The sequence below is a fragment of the Mycobacterium sp. NTMscope_MAC_12 genome (assembly GCF_976985675.1).
Genome location: NZ_CDRJYY010000001.1, coordinates 5,628,834 through 5,646,073, shown reverse-complemented (window position 1 = coordinate 5,646,073; position 17,240 = coordinate 5,628,834). Strand labels below are relative to the sequence as shown.

The following is a 17,240-nucleotide window of genomic DNA, read 5'->3' as shown; positions in this document are numbered from 1 at the left end:
TGTCACGGTGTGACGATGTTGAAATCCGGGACCGGCCCGTCGAGCACATCCAGCAAGGCCTGCAGCGCACCCCGGTCACCGGATAGCTCCAGGCCGGGCGAGGTGAAGTCGCCCGCCGCCACGGCCAGCAGCCGAATCTTGTTGACCAGCTTGACCGTGACGGACGCCGTCGCGGGGTCGGGCGCCGCCTTGCGGTGCACGAGCACGCCGTTGCGCAGGGTGAGCCGATGGGTGACTGCCGAGTCGCCCAAGGTGACGTCGATGGCGATGTCGAGATCCCAGCCGCGCGGGCCGTTGACCCGGATCGCCAGGCCGTCGAAGATCTGCTCGGGTGTCAGCTGGGACATCATGGGCGCTGAAGCGGTGGTAGTTGCGGTGCCGAAGTTGCCGTCGCGCAACTCCGTTGCCCCGCTCAGGAAGAAGTTGCGCCAGGTCGCGTTTTCGGCGCCGTAGGCGAGCTGCTCGAGCGCGTCGGCGTACAGGGCGCGCGCGCCGGCATGCTCGCTGTCGGTGAAGATCGCGTGGTCCAATAGCGTTGCGGCCCAACGATAGTCACCCGAGTCGAACGCCTGACGCGCAAGGTCGACGACCCGGTCGACGCCGCCCATCGCCTCGACATAGCGGGGCGCGAGCGCCTCGGGAGGGTGCGGCCACAGCCTGGCCGGATTGCCGTCGAACCACCCCATGTAGCGCTGATAGATCGCCTTGACGTTGTGGCTCACGGAGCCGTAGTAGCCGTGCGTGTGCCAGGCCTGCTCGAGTGCCGGTGGCATCTGGAACATTTCGGCGATCTCGATGCCGGTGTAACCCTGGTTCAGCAACCGCAGCGTCTGGTCGTGCAAATAGGCATACAAGTCGCGCTGCGTCGACAGGAACTCGACGATGCTGTCTTTGCCCCATGTCGGCCAATGGTGGGAGGCGAATACGACGTCGGCGCGGTCGGCGAACGTGTCGATCGCTTCGGTGAGGTATCCGGACCAGGCGTGTGGGTCGCGCACCAGCGCGCCCCGCAGGGTCAGCAGGTTGTGCAGATTGTGGGTGGCGTTCTCGGCCATGCACAGGGCCCGGAAACGCGGGAAATAGAAATGCATTTCGGCGGGCGCCTCGGTGCCGGGCGCCAGCTGGAACTCGATCTCCACCCCGTCGATCGTGTGCTTTTCACCGGTGGTGCGGATGTCGATGGTGGGGACGATGACAGCGACCTCGCCGGTGGAGGGCGCCTGGCCGAGCCCGCAGCCGACCTGATCCATGGGCCCGCGCGGCAGCAGGGTGCCGTACATGTAGGACGCCCGTCGCGTCATGGCCGGTCCGGCGTAGACGTTTTCGGAGACCGCGTGCTCGATGAAGCCTTCCGGCGCCAGCACTGCTACCGTGCCGGCGTCGACGTCGGCCTGCGAGGTGACGCCCAGTACGCCGCCGAAGTGATCGGCGTGGCTGTGGGTGTAGATCACCGCGACGACGGGCCGGTCGCCGCCTCGATGTTCGCGATACAGCGCCAGCGCCGCCGCGGCCACCTCGGTGGAGGTCAACGGATCGATGACGATGATGCCGCTGTCGGTCTCCACGAACGTCACGTTGGAGATGTCGAGACCGCGGACTTGGTAAGTACCCGGAACCACTTCGTAGAGGCCCTGTTTGGCGGTCAGCGTCGACTGCCGCCACAGGCTGGGATGGACCGACGTCGGGGCGGGGCCGTCCAGGAACGCGTAGGCATCGTTGTCCCAGACGACTCGACCGTCGGCCGCCCGAATCACGCACGGCGACAAGGCCGCAATGAATCCGCGGTCCGCATCGCGGAAATCGGCGACGTCCTGGAGTGGCAGGACCTGTTCGCGGTGGGCGGACTCGATGACAGGACTGGGAGGCTTGTGATCCACCACCTACACCTTGCCATTGATGCAACGGTCCGCGAAAGGCGTTTCACCGACCAAATAATGTATACCGCAACAATTTCTCCGGGTTCTGGATTCTCGGCCCAGTTAACCCGCATACTGCCCAGACGGCCCTCGATGCCGAGGTCCGCAACTATCGGGCAAAGGAGAACAGGTGAAGCGTCAATTGACGGTCGCGGTGGCTGGAGCGGCAATTCTTGCCGCGGCTATTTCCGGCTGTTCGGGTGGTAACAAGTCGGGAACGAGCGCGAGCAGTTCCGCAAGTAGCTCGGGTACCAGCGCGTCGGCAAGCACCGGCGGTGCCGCCGGTACGAAGGTCACCATCGACGGCAAGGACCAGAACGTCACCGGTTCGGTCGTGTGCACAAATGCGGGCGGCACCATCAACATCGCGATCGGTGGCGCAGCGACCGGCATCGCCGCCGTGCTCAGCGACGGCAACCCCCCACAGGTGAAATCCGTTGGGCTGGGCAATGTCAACGGCGTGACGCTCGGCTACACCTCGGGCACCGGGCAGGGCAATGCCACCGCCAGCAAGGACGGCAACAGCTACAAGATCAGCGGCACCGCCACCGGGGTGGACATGGCCAATCCCATGCAGCCGGTGAACAAGCCGTTCGAAATCAATGTGACCTGTAACAGCTAGGCCGATGCGGGCGGTTGCCATCCGTTGGGTGGCAACCGCACCGTGAACTCGGTGCGGCCCGGTGAGCTGTCGACCGCGATCGTCCCGTTGTGCGCCCTCACCACGGCCGAGACGATCGCCAGGCCAAGCCCGGTACTGCCGCCCTTGCGCGAGCGCGAGGAGTCGCCGCGGGCGAACCGTTCGAAGACCTCCGATTGCAGCGCCACCGGAATGCCGGGTCCGTTGTCGATGACCTGCAGCACGGTGTGCGACGGTTCGGTGCTCAAGCGCGTCGTCACCACGGTGCCGGCGCCGGTGTGGACGCGGGCGTTGGCAAGCAGATTCGTCAGCACCTGGTGGAGCCGCGCCGCGTCACCGGTGACGAGCACCGGTTCTTCGGGCAGGTCGAGTTCCCACTGATGATCCGGTCCCGCGACGTGAGCGTCGTTGACCGCATCCACCGCCAACCGCGACAGATCGACCGATTCGCGTTCCAGCGGCCGGCCGGAATCCAGGCGGGCCAGCAGCAGCAGGTCCTCCACCAGGCGCGTCATCCGCTCGGTCTCGGATGCCACCCGGCTCATCGCTTGCGCCACCGCCTCGCGGTCGTCACCCATCCGTTGCGTCAGTTCGGTGTAGCCCCGGATCGCGGCAAGGGGCGTGCGCAGTTCATGACTGGCGTCGGCGACGAACTGACGAACGCGAGTCTCGCTGGCCTGCCGCGCCGAAAGCGCTTCCGCGATGTGGTCGAGCATCCGGTTGAGCGAGGCACCGAGTTGTCCCACTTCGGTGGAGGGGTTTGCGTCCGATTCGCGTACGCGCACAGGCAGTTCGACCTCGCCGCGCGACAGCGGCAGGTCGGCGACCTGGCCCGCGGTTTGGGCGACGCGGCGCAGCGGTGCCAGCGCCCGCCTGATGATCACCACCCCGGCGATCGTCGCGGCCGCCAGCGCGACCGCGGTGACGATCCCGAAGATGACGAGCATCCGGATCAGGGTGGCGTCGATGTTGGACATCGACAGGCCGGTGACGATGATGTCGCTGCCGTTGCGGCTCGGGGCCGCGACGACGCGGTAGAGGCCAAGGCCGTCCAGGTTCAGCGTGACCGGCGCGCGGCTGCCGGCGATCTGTTCCAGTTGGGTCTGGGCGGCCGGGGTCAGGTCATCCCGGGTGCCGCTGCTGGTCAGGTAGCCGGCGTCGACGGTCTTGCCGTGGCTGACCACCGCCGCGACCATGCCCGCCGGCTGACCCGGGGCATCCAGGAAGCGGGGGCCGGGGCCCGGCCTCGGATAGTAGGAATGCTGGTGGTGGTGCCATCCCGGATGGTTCGGTTCGGGGTACATCAGCGCCGATCGGAACGAGGTCCCGGCGAGTTGGCCGTCGAGCTGCTTCACCAGGTGGTGGTTCAGCGCCAGTTCGGTCACCGCGGTGATGCCGACGCACACGATCGCCAAGACGACGATCTGCCCGACCAGCAGCCGCAGCCGGAGGGACCAGACCCTCCGCGGGTCAGCGGGCCGGCTTGAGGACATAACCCGCGCCGCGCAGCGTGTGGATCATCGGATCGCGACCGTTGTCGATCTTCTTGCGCAGGTAGGAAATGTAGAGCTCGACGATGTTGGACCGGCCGCCGAAGTCGTAACTCCATACCCTGTCCAGGATTTGGGCCTTGCTCAGCACCCGCTTGGAGTTGCGCATCATGAAGCGCAGCAGCTCAAATTCGGTCGAGGTCAACGAGATTGGCTCACCGGCGCGGGTGACCTCGTGGCTGTCCTCGTCGAGCACCAAGTCCCCGACCACCAGCTGCGCGCCGCTGTCCACGGTCGTCACCCCGGTGCGCCGCAACAGCGCCCGCAGGCGCAGCACGACCTCTTCGATGCTGAACGGCTTGGTGACGTAGTCGTCGCCGCCGGCCGTCAGCCCCGCGATGCGATCTTCCACCGCGTCCTTGGCCGTCAACAGCAGCACCGGCAGCTGCGGGATCTCCCCGCGCAGCTTGTGCAGGACGTCGAGGCCGCTCATGTCGGGCAGCATCACGTCGAGCACAACCACGTCGGGACGCTGGTTGCGGGCGGCCGCGATGGCCGATTCCCCGTCCCCGGCGGTGGAGATGTTCCAGCCCTCGTACCGCAGCGCCATCGACACCATTTCGGCCAGGACGGGTTCGTCGTCTACGACCAGCACGTTGATGGGGTTGCCGTCTGCACGACACATGACAACCCGCTCTACAGAGGCTCGGGGTTGGGTCACAACACCCAGTATCCGCTACCGACTGAGCCGAGCCTATGACTAACCTATGCGCGCGCTGTGAAACGAAACGCGCGACTGCCCGGGCAGTCGCGCGATCGCGGTGTTCGGCCGAAGCGGTTAATACCAGTAGCGCCGACCGGCGACCGGGCGGCCGATCGAGCCCAAAATCCAGAGGATCGCGCCGATGACCAGCAGCACGATTCCCAGCGTGGTCAGCACGGGTACGTGGAAGAAATACCCGAGAACAAGCAGGACAATTCCTAAGATAACCATTTCGACTTCCTTCGGGTGAGGGTTAGAGGCTGACCGATTGCATTGAACTTGGTTGCGGCAGATGACAATCCGTGACTTTCGGATTGACGCCAAAGTAATTCAAGGGTCCGGCGATCACCGTCACCGCAACCGTGCCCGCGGAGGCGCATGTCGTCTGGTCGTTTTTGAAGTAATCCCGTTGCCACGCCGCGAAGGCTCCGATCAGCAACCACACCAAAGCAACCGTTCCGATGATCCCGCTGCCACGCATCGTGACCTCCATTGTGGTCGAGAAGAAGTTTCTCGTGGACGTGAAGTTACCCATTCGACTTACGTCTAAACATGCAATGGGTTATGCGGCAGCGCTTGTCGGCACATCCCGGCACGTCAGAGGTAGTCGGCGCGGGAACCGGCCCCTCGCGCCGCCGGGGCCCGGGGAGCCCTGCCTTCCGGATTAGCTCAGCTAATTCGAGGATTCAGCCCGACCCGCGGCATTTCCACCCGAAATGGCGTGCGACGAGCCGCTAATCAGCAGCGGCACTTTCGATCTCAGCGTCCGATCAGCCCGCTCGCCGCTGCGCGGACACGTAGAGGGTGGGCGGCATCGAATCCTCCGCGCCCTGCGGGATCCGGCGGCCGTACCGGTCCATCAACTCCGCGAACGTCGCGGTCGCGACGTCCCAGCCGCGGCCCCGCAGCCAGCCGTCGACGGGCGTGCGCTCCTCCGGATACCAGAGGTCGTCGAAGTCCGTGATCTCGGCGTTGACCAGTTCGGCGGCGGCGGCCCGCATGCGGCGCATGTCCTCGCGCTGGCGCTGCACACGGTCGGGGTCGGTGAAACCCGAATCGGGCACGTTGGAGGCCAGCCAGCTGCCTTCGGCGCTCAACGAATCTATCCGCTCGAACAGCAAGTCCTGGGCCTGTGCCGGCAGGTAGCGAACGAGCCCTTCGGCCGACCAGACCGCCGGGCGGGAAGCGTCAAACCCCGCGTCTTGCAATGCTTTCGGCCAGTCCTGCCGCAGGTCGATCGGGACGTTGACCAGCCGCGCGGTCGGCTGCGCCCCGTGCTCGCGCAGCGTGTCGGATTTGAATTCCAGCACCTTGGGCTGGTCGAGCTCGTAGACGACCGTCCCGTCGGGCCACGGGAGCCGCCAGCTGCGCGCGTCCAGTCCGGCCGCCAGGATCACCACCTGGCGAACGCCGGCGTCGGCCGCGCCCAGGAAGAACTCGTCGAAGAACGCCGTCCGGGTGGCCATGAAGTCGACCATCAGCTGCAGCCGAGCCCGCAGATCGGGCTCGATGTCGGCCGCTTTGGCCAACAGCGCCGGATCGGCATAGATGCTCCACATCCCCTCGCCCGCGGCGTCGACGAACACCCGCGCGAATGGGTCGTTGATCAGCGGGTTCTCGCTCTCGGTCTCCGCGGCGCGGGCAGCGGCGACACCGAGCGCGGTGGCGCCGACGCTTTGGGTGATCTCCCAGGAATCGTTGTCGGTCCGCGGCATCGCCAGTTCCCTTCCCCAGAAAGTAAGTTATGCACACTATTCTTCCAGTCGCCGCCACCGGATGCCGCGCGTCGCCCCTGCCCTAGTCTTTTTCCCAGACGGTCCACAGGTTGCAAGGGAGTGCCATGACGCCCACCCCGTCGCGTACGCCGCAGGAAGTGTTCGCCCACCACGGCACGGCGCTGGCCGCGGGCGACCTTGACGAAATCCTCGCCGACTACGCGGAGGACTCCGTGCTGATCAGCCCCGCCGGCGTCGCGCGCGGCAAGGACGCCATCCGCCAGGTGTTCGCGCACCTGCTCGCCGATCTGCCGGATGCCAACTGGGACTTGAAAACCCAGCTCTTCGACGGCGATGTGCTGTTCCTGGAATGGGCCGCCGATTCGGCCGCCAGCCGGGTCGACGACGGTGTCGACACCTTCGTGTTCCGTGACGGCATGATCGCTGCGCAGACGGTCCGATACACGCCACACCCGAAGGGCTGAGCAGTGGACCACGTGAATCTTCAAGCCGTAGCGGAATGGATGTCCGGGCAGGGGCTCGGCGAGGGCCCGCTGGAAGACGTCTCCAACGTCACCGGCGGAACGCAGAACGTCATGCTGCGATTCAACAGGGCCGGCCGGCCCTACGTGCTGCGGCGCGGGCCACGCCACCTGCGGCCGCGTAGCAACAGCGTGATCCTGCGGGAGACGAAAGTCCTTGCGGCACTGGCCGGTTCCGATGTTCCCCATCCGCACCTGATAGCCGTCTGCGAGGACCCCGCCGTGCTGGGCGACGCGGTCTTCTACCTGATGGATCCGGTCGACGGATTCAACGCCGGCGAGGGCCTGCCGCCATTGCATGCCGGCGATGCCAAGGTGCGACACGGCATGGGGCTGTCGATGGCCGACGCGTTGGCCAAGCTCGGCGCCGTCGACCATGTCGCCGTCGGGCTCGCCGACTTCGGCAAGCCGGAGGGCTTTTTGGAGCGCCAGGTGCCGCGCTGGCTTTCCGAGCTCGAGTCCTACAACGACTACGAGGGATATCCCGGCCCGCAGATCCCCGGCATCGAGGAGGTGTCGGCCTGGCTGGACCGTCACCGGCCGGCGCATTGGACGCCGGGCATCATGCACGGCGACTACCACGCGGCCAACGTGATGTTCTCGCGCACGGGCCCGGAGGTGGTCGCGATCGTCGACTGGGAGATGTGCACGATCGGCGATCCGCTGCTGGACCTGGGCTGGCTGCTGGCCACCTGGCGCCAGCCCGACGGTTCGGCCGTGTTCAGCCACGCCCTGGGCGGGCAGGACGGGCTGGCCAGCACCGACGAGCTTTTCCAGCGCTACGCCGCCAACACCACCCGCGACCTGTCACACATCACCTGGTACACGGTGCTGGCCTGCTTCAAGCTCGGGATCGTGATCGAGGGGACGCTGGCCCGGGCCTGCGCGGGAAAGGCGGAAAAGGAGGTCGGCGACCAATTGCACGCCGCCACCGTGCACCTGTTCGAGCGGGCGCTGCGCCTCATCGACAGCCCGGCCTGACCCGCTAGCATTCGTCTCGTGCCGCCCCATCCCGAGGAACCGGATTACTACTCCGAACCCACCGCGGCCGCGCGGTACGGCGGCGGCTATTACGACGCCGTGCCCGCACCGCCCGAACCCCCGCCGCCCGGGCCCCCGACGCCCTGGTACCGGCGCCCGGCCGTGCTGGTCGCGGCAGGCGCCATCGGCGCGCTACTGCTGGGCGCGATCGTCTTCGCGGCGGTCAAGCTCGCCAGCCCTTCGCCGGCGCCCAGCCCGGCAACGACCACGACGCCGACACCGTCCACCACCGCGCCGGTGACCACGACGACAACGGAGCCGCCGCGGCACCACGGCGGAGGCGGTGGTGGCGGGCCGACCGAGACCGTCACCGAGACCGTCCCGCCGCCGAGCACCGATACCCCCACGACGACGGTCTCACCCAGCACGGTCACCGTGACGCCGAGCACCGAGACCAGCACCGTCACCCAAACGGTGACCGAGCCGCCCCGTCGCGGGCCATTCGGTGGGCCGTTCGGGGGACGCTAGCGGCCGGTCCTGCCAGGGTGGGTGTCCCCAGGTTCCGTCAAACCCGAGGGCACAACAGAATTCGGCCGCTTACAACAAAGTGCAAGTGGTGACACCTGCTGCGCTTGTACTGCAACCGCAAGCCGACGTCAGCAAGGCGCTGGACGCGATTACCAGGGCGGCGAGGATTTTGGTGACACGGGACATAGCGCAACCCCGATGTTCGCACGGAACTGAACTGATGCCCGAGGCCGCTGATATTACGCGCAGACCCTGCTGCCTGTAACACGTTTGCGCACGAAATGACTGAGCGCGCCCGAAGGGATTCGAACCCCTAACCTTCTGATCCGTAGTCAGATGCTCTATCCGTTGAGCTACGGGCGCTTGTTCTTCAGTTGTCGTTCCGTGTTCCGTTCAAGGACCCAGCGGAGGCGAGAGGATTTGAACCTCCGGTCCCCTTTGAGGGGGACAACTCATTAGCAGTGAGCCCCATTCGGCCGCTCTGGCACGCCTCCCTTTGGACTTTCTGAGGGTACCGACCCCTTTCCGGTCTCGCGGAACCGGCCATACTGTACACAGTTGAGACATAAACTGTCGAAGTGACCGCCCGTCTGCGCTCCGAACTGGCCGGACTGCCAGTGTATGTGCCCGGCAAGAACGTCCCGGGTTCGATCAAGCTGGCCAGCAACGAGACGGTTTACGGCCCGCTGCCCAGTGTGCATGCGGCGATCGAGCGGGCCATCGCCGTCGTCAACCGCTACCCGGACAACGCCAGCGTGGACCTCAAGGCGGCGCTGGCCATGCACCTGGGTTCCGACGTCGCCCCCGAGCACATCGCGGTCGGCAGCGGTTCGGTCACGTTGTGCCAGCAGCTCGTTCAGATCACCGCCGCGGCCGGCGACGAGGTGATGATCGGCTGGCGCAGCTTCGAGTGCTACCTGCCCATCATCCAGGTGTCCGGCGCGACGACCGTCCGGGTGCCGTTGACCGACCACACCCATGACCTCGACGCGATGCTCGCGGCGATCACCGACCGCACGCGGCTGATTTTCGTCTGCAACCCCAACAACCCGACGTCCACGGTCGTCGACCCGGACGACCTGGCGCGTTTCGTGGACGCGGTGCCGTCGCACATCCTGATCGCCATCGACGAGGCCTACGTCGAGTACGTCCGCGACGGCATGCTGCCCAACAGCCTGGAGCTGGCCCTCACCCACAGCAATGTCGTTGTGCTGCGGACCTTTTCGAAGGCGTACGGCTTGGCGGGCCTGCGGGTCGGTTACGCCATCGCCCAACCCGACCTGATCACCGCGCTGGACAAGGTCGTCATGCCGTTCGCGGTGACCAACGTCGGGCAGGCGGCCGCCATCGCGTCGCTGGAGGCCTCCGACGAGTTGATGGCCCGCACCGACGCGCTGGTCGCCGAGCGCACCCGTGTGAGCGACACCCTGCGCGACGCCGGGTTCGACCTGCCGCCGTCGCAGTCGAACTTCGTCTGGCTACCGCTCGGGTCGCGCACCATGGATTTCACCGAGCAGGCCGCCAACGCGCGCCTGGTGGTGCGGCCGTTCGCGTCCGAGGGCATCCGTGTCACCATTGGTGCGCCGGAGGAAAACGACGCCCTGCTGCGTTTTGCCTGCGACTGGATTGCCCGCACCGAACCGTAAGGAGTCGTCCGTGGACCTCGCCCGCAAGAAGTTCACCGAGTTCAAAGAGCGCAGCGGCGACATCGCGGATTCCGAGCTCGACGAATTCTGGGCAGAGCTATCGCCCGCGGCGATCGAGGAAATGCTCGGCGAGTGGAAGGGCGGCGAGTTCCAGACCGGCCACAAGATGAACGGCCAGCTGGAAAAGGCCGGGTGGTTCGGCAAGACGTTCAAATCCGTCAGCGACGTGCAGCCGCTGGTCTGCCTGGACGCCGACGGCAACAAGTTCTCCAACGTGGAAATGGGCAAGGGCGAGGCCAGCCTGTGGCTGGAGGACTTCCGCGGGGAGGTCACCGCCACGATGGTCTACGACGGCCAGCCGGTGCACGATCACTTCAAGAAGATCGACGACAACGCCGTGATGGGCATCATGAACGGCAAGGGCGTCCGCGACAACGGCAAGTACTACTACTTCTACCTCGAGCGGGTCTAGCGCCGCGGCGAGAGAGCCGTCGAGCGGACCCGCCGTGGCTTCACACCCAAAGCCCAGGCTTCACACTCGACGGGGCGAAAGCCGAAGAGCGGACTATCGCGCCGGGTTGCGGCCGGTGAACGCGACCAACTGCTCGAGCGCGCCGGCGTCGGCGGGCGCGTCGACCGGGTCGTCGAACCCGGCGCCACCTCGCAGCTCCGGGCGGATGATGCGGCGGGCCAACCCCAGCACATATTCGGACAGCGGCTCGGGGGCGTCGACCTCGCGCTTCGTCGCGGTCGCGTAATCCCAGGCGTGCACCAGGAATTCGATCGACAGGACGGCGCACGCGCTCTTGGCGGGCATCTCACCCTTGCCGAACGGCACCGATCCGCCCAGGCCGTGGCGGTGCCAGGCATCCAACGCCGGCCGCGCCGCGGCGACTATCTGTCGTTCCACGGAATCGCCTTCGGCGGGTTCGGGGATTTCCGCGCCCACCATGCCCCCGAGGGCCTTGATCGAATTGAGCAGGTGCTCGGTCAGCTGCGCCACGTCGAAATCCGCGCAGGGCGTCCGACACGACAGGTCGTCGTCGGCGAGGGTGTGCAGCACCCGCTGCAGCACCCCCAGGGTGTCCTCGGCGCTGTGCAGCTCGTCGGTCGGCGGGGAATGCGGACCGGGTCGCAAGTCAGGAGCCATATTCGCCACGCTACGGTCTCGATATGGCGCAAGCATACGAATCCGTCACCGTGGAGAAGAAAGACCACGTCGCCCAGGTGACGCTGATCGGGCCGGGCAAGGGCAACGCGATGGGGCCGGCCTTCTGGTCCGAGCTGCCCGAGCTGTTCGGTGAGCTGGACGCCGACCCCGAGGTGCGCGCCATCGTGCTGACCGGTTCGGGCAGGAACTTCAGCTACGGCCTGGACGTGCCGGCGATGGGCGGGTCGTTCACCCCGCTGCTGTCCGGCGACGCGCTGGCCGGCCCGCGCGCCGTCTTCCACCGCGAGGTCAAGCGCATGCAGGGCGCGATCAGCGCGGTCGCCGACTGCCGGACCCCCACCATCGCCGCGGTGCACGGCTGGTGCATCGGCGGTGGCGTCGACCTGATCTCGGCGGTGGACATCCGCTACGCCAGCGCCGACGCCAAGTTCTCGGTGCGTGAGGTGAAGCTCGCCATCGTCGCCGACGTCGGCAGCCTGGCCCGCCTCCCGTTGATCCTCAACGACGGCCACCTACGGGAGCTGGCGCTCACCGGCAAGGACATCGACGCGGCCCGCGCCGAGAAGATCGGCCTGGTCAACGACGTGTACGCCGACGCCGAGGCCACGCTGGCCGCCGCCCACGCGACCGCCGCGGAGATCGCCGCCAATCCCCCGCTGACCGTCCACGGCATCAAGGACGTCCTCGACCAGCAGCGCATCGCGGCGGTCTCGGAGAGCCTGCGGTATGTGGCCGCGTGGAACGCGGCGTTCCTGCCGTCCAAGGACCTGACCGAGGGCATCGCGGCGACGTTCGAGAAGCGTCCGCCGCAGTTCACCGGGGAGTAGTCCGGGGACACGTACCCTCGCTGAGGTGACAACTCCTGACGGCAAGATCCGCCTCCCGGCCGACCTGGACTCGGTGACGACGATCGGTGCCGAAGACCACTCCGAAATCGACAGTGCCGCAATAGACCGGATCTGGCAGGCAGCGCGGCATTGGTACCGGGCCGGCTTCCATCCGGCCATCCAGCTGTGCCTCCGGCATCACGGGCGCGTCGTGCTCAACCGCGCGATCGGCCACGGCTGGGGCAACGCCCCGAGCGACCCGCCCGACGCCGAGCGGATCCCCGTCACGCCCGACACCCCGTTCTGCGTGTACTCGGCGGCCAAGGGGATGGCGGCGACCGTGGTGCACATGCTCGCCGAGCGGGGCGTCTTCTCGCTCGACGACCGCGTCTGCGATTACATCCCCACCTTCACCAGCCACGGCAAGCACCGGATCACCATCCGGCACGTGATGACGCACAGCGCCGGGCTGCCATTCCCGACCGGCCCCCGGCCGGACGTCACGCGCGCCGACGACCACGAGTACGCGCAGCAGAAGCTCGGCGAATTGCGGCCGCTGTACCGCCCCGGGCTGTTCCACATGTACCACGCGCTGACCTGGGGTCCGCTGGTGCGCGAGATCGTGTACGCGGCCACCGGCAAGGAAATTCGCGAAATCCTGGCCACCGAGATCCTCGACCCACTCGGCTTCCGGTGGTCCAACTTCGGCGTCGCCGAGAAGGACCTCCCGCTGGTCGCGCCGAGCCACGCCACCGGGCGAACGCTTCCGCCGGTGGTCGCCCAGATCTTCCGCAAGGCGATCGGCGGAACCGTGCACGAGATCATCCCGTACACGAACTCCCCGCTGTTCTTGACCACCATCATCCCGTCGTCCAACACGGTGTCGAACGCCCAGGAGATGTCGCGGTTCGCCGAGATCTGGCGTCGCGGAGGCGAACTCGACGGCGTACGGGTGATCAGCCCGGAGACCATGTACGGTGCGATAGCCGAATGCCGAAGGCTGCGACCGGATTTCGCGGTCGGGCTGCAGCCGGCCCGCTGGGGCACCGGCTACATCCTCGGCACCAACCGGTGGGGGCCGTTCGGGCGCAACGCGCCGCACGCGTTCGGCAACCTCGGCCTGGTCAACATCGCGATCTGGGCCGACCCCGCACGCAGGCTGGCGGCCGGCGTGGTGAGCAGCGGAAAGCCCGGCCGGGATCCGGAAGCCCGCAGGTACACGGCCCTGATGGACACGATCGCCGCCGAGATCCCCACGGGTTAGCGACCACGGCAGTGGGAACCCTGCCGTCATGGCTACCTATCGAGTGCTCAACCCGAAAGGCGACGTCGTCGCGACGAAAGACATCGACAGCGCCGACGACGCACACGCATGGTTCGTCGACAACAAAGCCGACAACAGCGAGCTCGGCTGGCGCATGGAAGTCGAGCACGACGGCGACTGGCATTTCTTCGACGACAGCGAGGGCGATCGAAGCTGACGGTGTTTGTCCTCCGGCTCGCGGGGCAACCAACAAGGCATGGACTCGCAACGCTTCCGCAAACTGCTGGACGCACCGGGGCCGTTCGTCTCGGTGTATTTCGACGACTCGCACGACACCCATGACGCCGAGGCTCAACTCGAGCTCAAGTGGCGGGCGATCAAGGAAGACCTCGAACGCTCCCGCGCCGCCGCAGCGGTGATCGACACGATCGAGGACGCGGCGATGAACCTGCGTCCGCCGATCGGTCGAAGTGGACGGGCGGTGATCGCCAGCGCCGACGGTGTGGTGATCAACGAGCACCTGGCCCGCGGCCCCGCCGCGAACGTGGTCCGGGTATCCGAATTGCCTTACCTGGTACCGATTCTGGAGCAGAGCTTCGATCACCCGGACTATGTCCTGGCGGTCGTCGACCACAGCGGCGCCGACATCACGACCCACATCGGCGGGACGCTGCGCACCGAGACCGTCGACGGCGGGGGCTACCCCGTGCACAAGGCCGCGGGGGCCGAGACCGCCGGATACGGTGATCCCCAGTTGCGCACCGACGAGGCCGCCCGCAAGAACGTGCGCGCGGTCGCCGATCGCGTCGCCGAACTCGCCGACGACAAGGCGATCGAGGTCATCTTCGTGGTCGGTGAGGTGCGATCGCGCTCCGACCTGCTGGCCGCGCTGCCGGAAAGGCTGCACGATCGCGCTGTGGCGCTCGAGGTCGGGGCGCGGCATAGCGGCCACGACTTCGGCGAGATCGAGCGGGCCATCGAAGCCGAATTCGTCAAGCGCCAGCTTCGGACGATCGACGATGCGGCACAACGGTTTACCGCCGAAATCGGGCGGGGATCGGGGCTGGCGGCCGAGGGACTCGGTCCCGTCTGCTCGGCGCTGCGGCAAGGCGCGGTGGAGACGCTGATCATCGGCGACATCGGCGACGCCACCGTGGTTGCCGACGAGGGCCTGACGACCGTCGCCCCCAACGAAAACGTGCTCTCCGAGCAAGGCGCCGCTCCCGCGAAGACGCTGCGGGCCGACGAGGCGCTGCCGGTGTCCGCGATTTCGGTCGGCGCCGCCCTGGTGCGCACCGACGAGCGGATCTCCCCGGCCGACGGGGTGGGTGCGGTGCTGCGCTACGCGCCCACGCTGCACCAGAACGCCGAGTGAGAAGGGCGGTGGCGGAGGGATTTGAACCCCCGGACGGTGTTAGCCGTCTCTCGCTTTCAAGGCGAGTGCATTAGGCCGCTCTGCCACGCCACCACGGACAAGGGTAACGGGGGCCGGTAGCGTGGCCGCCATGCGAGCCATCGTCGCCGAATCCCCCGATCAACTCTCCTGGCAAGAAGTCGCCGACGTATCCGCCGGGCCCGGCGAGGTCGTCGTCAAGGTGGCCGCCGCCGGGGTGAACCGCGCCGACGTGCTGCAGGCCGCCGGCAAGTATCCGCCCCCGCCGGGTGCGAGCGAGACCATCGGCATGGAGGTGTCCGGCGTCATCTCCGAGGTCGGCGACGGTGTCTCGGAATGGTCTGCGGGGCAAGAGGTTTGCGCGCTGCTGGCCGGCGGGGGCTACGCCGAGTACGTCGCCGTGCCGGCTGGCCAGGTGCTGCCGATCCCGTCCGGTGTGGATCTTGTCGACGCCGCCGGGCTGCCGGAGGTGGCCTGCACGGTGTGGTCGAACGTGGTGCTGATCGCGGGCCTGAGCCGGGGCCAACTCCTGCTCGCGCACGGCGGGGCCAGCGGCATCGGCAGCCACGCGATCCAGATCGCGCGGGCGCTCGGGGCCCGGGTGGCTGTCACCGCCGGCTCGACGGAGAAGCTCGATTTCTGCCGCGACCTGGGCGCCGACATCACCATCAACTACCACGACGAAGACTTCGTCGCGCGGCTGCGCGACGAGACGAACGGCGCTGGGGCCAACGTGATCCTCGACATCATGGGCGCGGCCTACCTGGACCGCAACATCGACGCCCTGGCGAGCGACGGACGGCTCGTCATCATCGGCATGCAGGGCGGCATCAAGGCCGAGCTCAACATCGGCAAACTGCTCGCCAAGCGAGCGCGGGTGATCGGCACCACGCTGCGCGCCCGCCCGGTCACCGGGCCGAACAGCAAAAGCGAAATCGTGCAGGCGGTGACGGCCTCGGTGTGGCCGATGCTCGCCGACGGCCGGGTGCGGCCGATCATCGGCGCCCGCCTGCCCATCCAACAGGCCGGCGACGCGCACCAACAACTGGTGGCCGGCAAGGTGACCGGGAAGATCGTGCTGACCGTCTAGCGGATTCGCGAGCGTAACGTGGCTGCGATTTTCGGGCCGGATTTTCGCCGTGACGTTACGCTCGCGGCCAAAAGGGTCAGCCCAGGGACGCCAGCGCGCGCACCAACTGGTCGACCTCGGCCGTCGTCGAATAGTGCGCCAGCCCGACGGTGACCGCGCCGCCGATGTCGTTGACCCCCAGCACGTCGAGCGCGCGGGAGCTTTCGTTGGTGACGGCCAGAATCCCGTTGTCGGCCAACCGCTGCACCACTCGTTCGGCGGGCACGCCGTTCAAGGCGAAACTGACCACCGGGATCCGCACCTCGGGACGGCCGATGACCATCACCAACGGCAACGAGCGCAACGACACCATCAGGTAGTCGTAGATCCGGTTCAGATACGAGGTGGCGGATTGCATCGAGACCGCCAGGCGTTCGCGCCGGGTGCCGCGGGCGGATTCGTCGAGCGACGCCAGGTACTCGATGCTGGCGACCACCCCGGCCAGGAGTCCGAACTGGTGCGCGCCGATCTCCAGGCGCGCCGCGCCCGTCGCTTTGGGGTCGGTCGAGATGGAACTGAACGAGTTGAGCAGCGCCGGATCGCGGAACACGATCGCCCCGATCGGCGGGCCGCCCCACGCGGCGGCGTTCACCGCCACCACGTCGGCGTCGGTTTCCTTCATGTCGAGCAGCCGGTAGGGCGCCGCGGCGGAATGATCGACGACCACCAGGCCGCCGACGTCGTGCACCAGCTTGGTCATCGCGCGCAGGTCGGTGACCGTGCCCATCGTCGCGGACGCCGAGGCGACGGCGACCAGCCGAGTGGACTTACCGATCAGGCCCTCCCACTGCCACGTCGGCAGTTCGCCCGTCTCGATGTCGATCTCGGCCCACTTGACCTTGGCCCCGTACCGGTGCGCCGCCCGCAGCCACGGGGCGATGTTGGCCTCGTCGTCGAGGCGGCTGACGACGACCTCGTAGCCCAGGCCGGCCCGCGACGACGACGCCTCCGCCAGCGCGGACAGCAAGATCGCACGATCGGCGCCCAGGACCACGCCCGCGGGCTCGACGTTGAACAGATCGGCCACCGCCGCCCGGGCCGCCTCCAAGATGGCGGCGCTGCGCTGCGCCGACGGGTGCGCCCCCACGGTGGTGGGACCGGACCTGCGGAAAGCCGTCGACACCGTCGTCGCGACGGAGTCGGGAATCAGCATCCCGGCGGGAGCGTCGAAGTGTACCCATCCGTCACCCAGTGACGGATGCAGTCCGCGCACCCGGGCGACGTCGTATGCCATG

Annotated in this window: 19 protein-coding genes and 3 tRNA genes; 11 read left to right on the top strand and 11 right to left on the bottom strand. The window is 67.5% G+C overall.

The window, feature by feature from the left end; genetic code table 11:
* Nucleotides 1-2: 2 nt before the first annotated feature.
* A complete protein-coding gene (locus AC0KS4_RS26260) occupies nt 3-1,880 on the bottom strand; it encodes an alkyl/aryl-sulfatase (RefSeq protein ID WP_238955573.1) in 1,878 nt (625 codons plus the stop codon).
* 166 nt (nt 1,881-2,046) lie between these two features.
* On the opposite strand from AC0KS4_RS26260, the gene AC0KS4_RS26255 reads away from it, so the two are divergent.
* Nucleotides 2,047-2,538 carry a lipoprotein LpqH gene (locus AC0KS4_RS26255; RefSeq protein WP_225326048.1) on the top strand — a complete coding sequence of 164 codons (492 nt, stop codon included), beginning with the start codon at nt 2,047-2,049 and terminating at the stop codon, nt 2,536-2,538.
* On the opposite strand, the gene AC0KS4_RS26250 is transcribed toward AC0KS4_RS26255, so the two are convergent.
* The 5 genes from AC0KS4_RS26250 to AC0KS4_RS26230 form a co-directional block, all read right to left on the bottom strand.
* On the bottom strand, nt 2,535-4,049 hold the full coding sequence (locus AC0KS4_RS26250) for a sensor histidine kinase (protein WP_225326047.1): 1,515 nt from the start codon (nt 4,047-4,049) through the stop codon (nt 2,535-2,537). The two genes, AC0KS4_RS26255 and AC0KS4_RS26250, sit on opposite strands and share 4 nt — an antisense overlap.
* Complete coding sequence (tcrX, locus tag AC0KS4_RS26245) at nt 4,027-4,731, bottom strand: two-component system response regulator TcrX (protein ID WP_008263107.1); 705 nt, start codon at nt 4,729-4,731, stop codon at nt 4,027-4,029. Before tcrX ends, AC0KS4_RS26250 begins: the two co-directional genes overlap by 23 nt.
* Nucleotides 4,732-4,884: 153 nt before the next feature.
* Nucleotides 4,885-5,040: a DUF6131 family protein gene (locus tag AC0KS4_RS26240; protein WP_008263106.1), complete on the bottom strand. Its 156-nt coding sequence runs from the start codon at nt 5,038-5,040 to the stop codon at nt 4,885-4,887.
* A gap of 22 nt (nt 5,041-5,062) precedes the next feature.
* A complete protein-coding gene (locus tag AC0KS4_RS26235; protein WP_225326306.1) occupies nt 5,063-5,302 on the bottom strand; it encodes a hypothetical protein in 240 nt (79 codons plus the stop codon).
* A gap of 277 nt (nt 5,303-5,579) precedes the next feature.
* On the bottom strand, nt 5,580-6,524 hold the full coding sequence (locus AC0KS4_RS26230; protein ID WP_225326046.1) for a class I SAM-dependent methyltransferase: 945 nt from the start codon (nt 6,522-6,524) through the stop codon (nt 5,580-5,582).
* A 125-nt stretch (nt 6,525-6,649) separates the two neighbouring features.
* Here AC0KS4_RS26230 and AC0KS4_RS26225 point away from each other — a divergent pair, with 125 nt between their 5' ends.
* Genes AC0KS4_RS26225 through AC0KS4_RS26215 form a run of 3 tightly spaced genes read left to right on the top strand, consistent with a single transcriptional unit; the run spans nt 6,650 to nt 8,575 of the window.
* Entirely contained in the window at nt 6,650-7,009 is a 360-nt protein-coding gene (locus AC0KS4_RS26225; protein ID WP_238955572.1) for a nuclear transport factor 2 family protein, read from the top strand.
* Nucleotides 7,010-7,048: 39 nt separating this feature from the next.
* Complete coding sequence (locus AC0KS4_RS26220) at nt 7,049-8,047, top strand: phosphotransferase family protein (RefSeq protein ID WP_238957251.1); 999 nt, start codon at nt 7,049-7,051, stop codon at nt 8,045-8,047.
* A gap of 18 nt (nt 8,048-8,065) precedes the next feature.
* Entirely contained in the window at nt 8,066-8,575 is a 510-nt protein-coding gene (locus AC0KS4_RS26215; RefSeq protein ID WP_225326044.1) for a hypothetical protein, read from the top strand.
* A 290-nt stretch (nt 8,576-8,865) separates the two neighbouring features.
* Here the strand turns inward: AC0KS4_RS26215 and AC0KS4_RS26210 are convergent.
* Nucleotides 8,866-8,938, bottom strand: a tRNA-Arg gene (locus AC0KS4_RS26210).
* Between the two features lie 42 nt (nt 8,939-8,980).
* A tRNA-Ser gene (locus tag AC0KS4_RS26205) sits at nt 8,981-9,069 on the bottom strand.
* 84 nt (nt 9,070-9,153) lie between these two features.
* Between AC0KS4_RS26205 and hisC the strand changes: the two genes are divergently transcribed.
* Both hisC and AC0KS4_RS26195 read left to right on the top strand, forming a co-directional pair.
* Nucleotides 9,154-10,221: a histidinol-phosphate transaminase gene (gene hisC, locus AC0KS4_RS26200; protein ID WP_238955571.1), complete on the top strand. Its 1,068-nt coding sequence runs from the start codon at nt 9,154-9,156 to the stop codon at nt 10,219-10,221.
* 10 nt (nt 10,222-10,231) lie between these two features.
* Nucleotides 10,232-10,693 carry a DUF4334 domain-containing protein gene (locus AC0KS4_RS26195; protein ID WP_225326042.1) on the top strand — a complete coding sequence of 154 codons (462 nt, stop codon included), beginning with the start codon at nt 10,232-10,234 and terminating at the stop codon, nt 10,691-10,693.
* A 93-nt stretch (nt 10,694-10,786) separates the two neighbouring features.
* Here AC0KS4_RS26195 and AC0KS4_RS26190 read toward each other — a convergent pair whose 3' ends face one another.
* A complete protein-coding gene (locus AC0KS4_RS26190) occupies nt 10,787-11,371 on the bottom strand; it encodes a TIGR03086 family metal-binding protein (RefSeq protein WP_238955570.1) in 585 nt (194 codons plus the stop codon).
* A gap of 23 nt (nt 11,372-11,394) precedes the next feature.
* Between AC0KS4_RS26190 and AC0KS4_RS26185 the strand changes: the two genes are divergently transcribed.
* The 4 genes from AC0KS4_RS26185 to AC0KS4_RS26170 are packed head-to-tail and all read left to right on the top strand — an operon-like array spanning nt 11,395 to nt 14,858.
* Nucleotides 11,395-12,219 carry a crotonase/enoyl-CoA hydratase family protein gene (locus tag AC0KS4_RS26185; RefSeq protein WP_238955569.1) on the top strand — a complete coding sequence of 275 codons (825 nt, stop codon included), beginning with the start codon at nt 11,395-11,397 and terminating at the stop codon, nt 12,217-12,219.
* Between the two features lie 25 nt (nt 12,220-12,244).
* Nucleotides 12,245-13,483 (top strand): lipase LipE, encoded by a 1,239-nt coding sequence (gene lipE / locus AC0KS4_RS26180; RefSeq protein ID WP_238955568.1) that lies wholly within the window; start codon nt 12,245-12,247, stop codon nt 13,481-13,483.
* A gap of 28 nt (nt 13,484-13,511) precedes the next feature.
* Entirely contained in the window at nt 13,512-13,700 is a 189-nt protein-coding gene (locus AC0KS4_RS26175; RefSeq protein ID WP_008263089.1) for a hypothetical protein, read from the top strand.
* A 39-nt stretch (nt 13,701-13,739) separates the two neighbouring features.
* Complete coding sequence (locus AC0KS4_RS26170) at nt 13,740-14,858, top strand: Rv2629 family ribosome hibernation factor (protein ID WP_238955567.1); 1,119 nt, start codon at nt 13,740-13,742, stop codon at nt 14,856-14,858.
* Between the two features lie 6 nt (nt 14,859-14,864).
* Here the strand turns inward: AC0KS4_RS26170 and AC0KS4_RS26165 are convergent.
* Nucleotides 14,865-14,951, bottom strand: a tRNA-Ser gene (locus tag AC0KS4_RS26165).
* 37 nt (nt 14,952-14,988) lie between these two features.
* Here AC0KS4_RS26165 and AC0KS4_RS26160 point away from each other — a divergent pair.
* Nucleotides 14,989-15,966, top strand: coding sequence for an NAD(P)H-quinone oxidoreductase (locus tag AC0KS4_RS26160; protein WP_238955566.1), 978 nt, complete (start codon nt 14,989-14,991; stop codon nt 15,964-15,966).
* A gap of 76 nt (nt 15,967-16,042) precedes the next feature.
* Here AC0KS4_RS26160 and AC0KS4_RS26155 read toward each other — a convergent pair whose 3' ends face one another.
* Nucleotides 16,043-17,239 carry a cysteine desulfurase-like protein gene (locus AC0KS4_RS26155; RefSeq protein ID WP_238955565.1) on the bottom strand — a complete coding sequence of 399 codons (1,197 nt, stop codon included), beginning with the start codon at nt 17,237-17,239 and terminating at the stop codon, nt 16,043-16,045.
* Nucleotide 17,240: the final 1 nt, after the last annotated feature.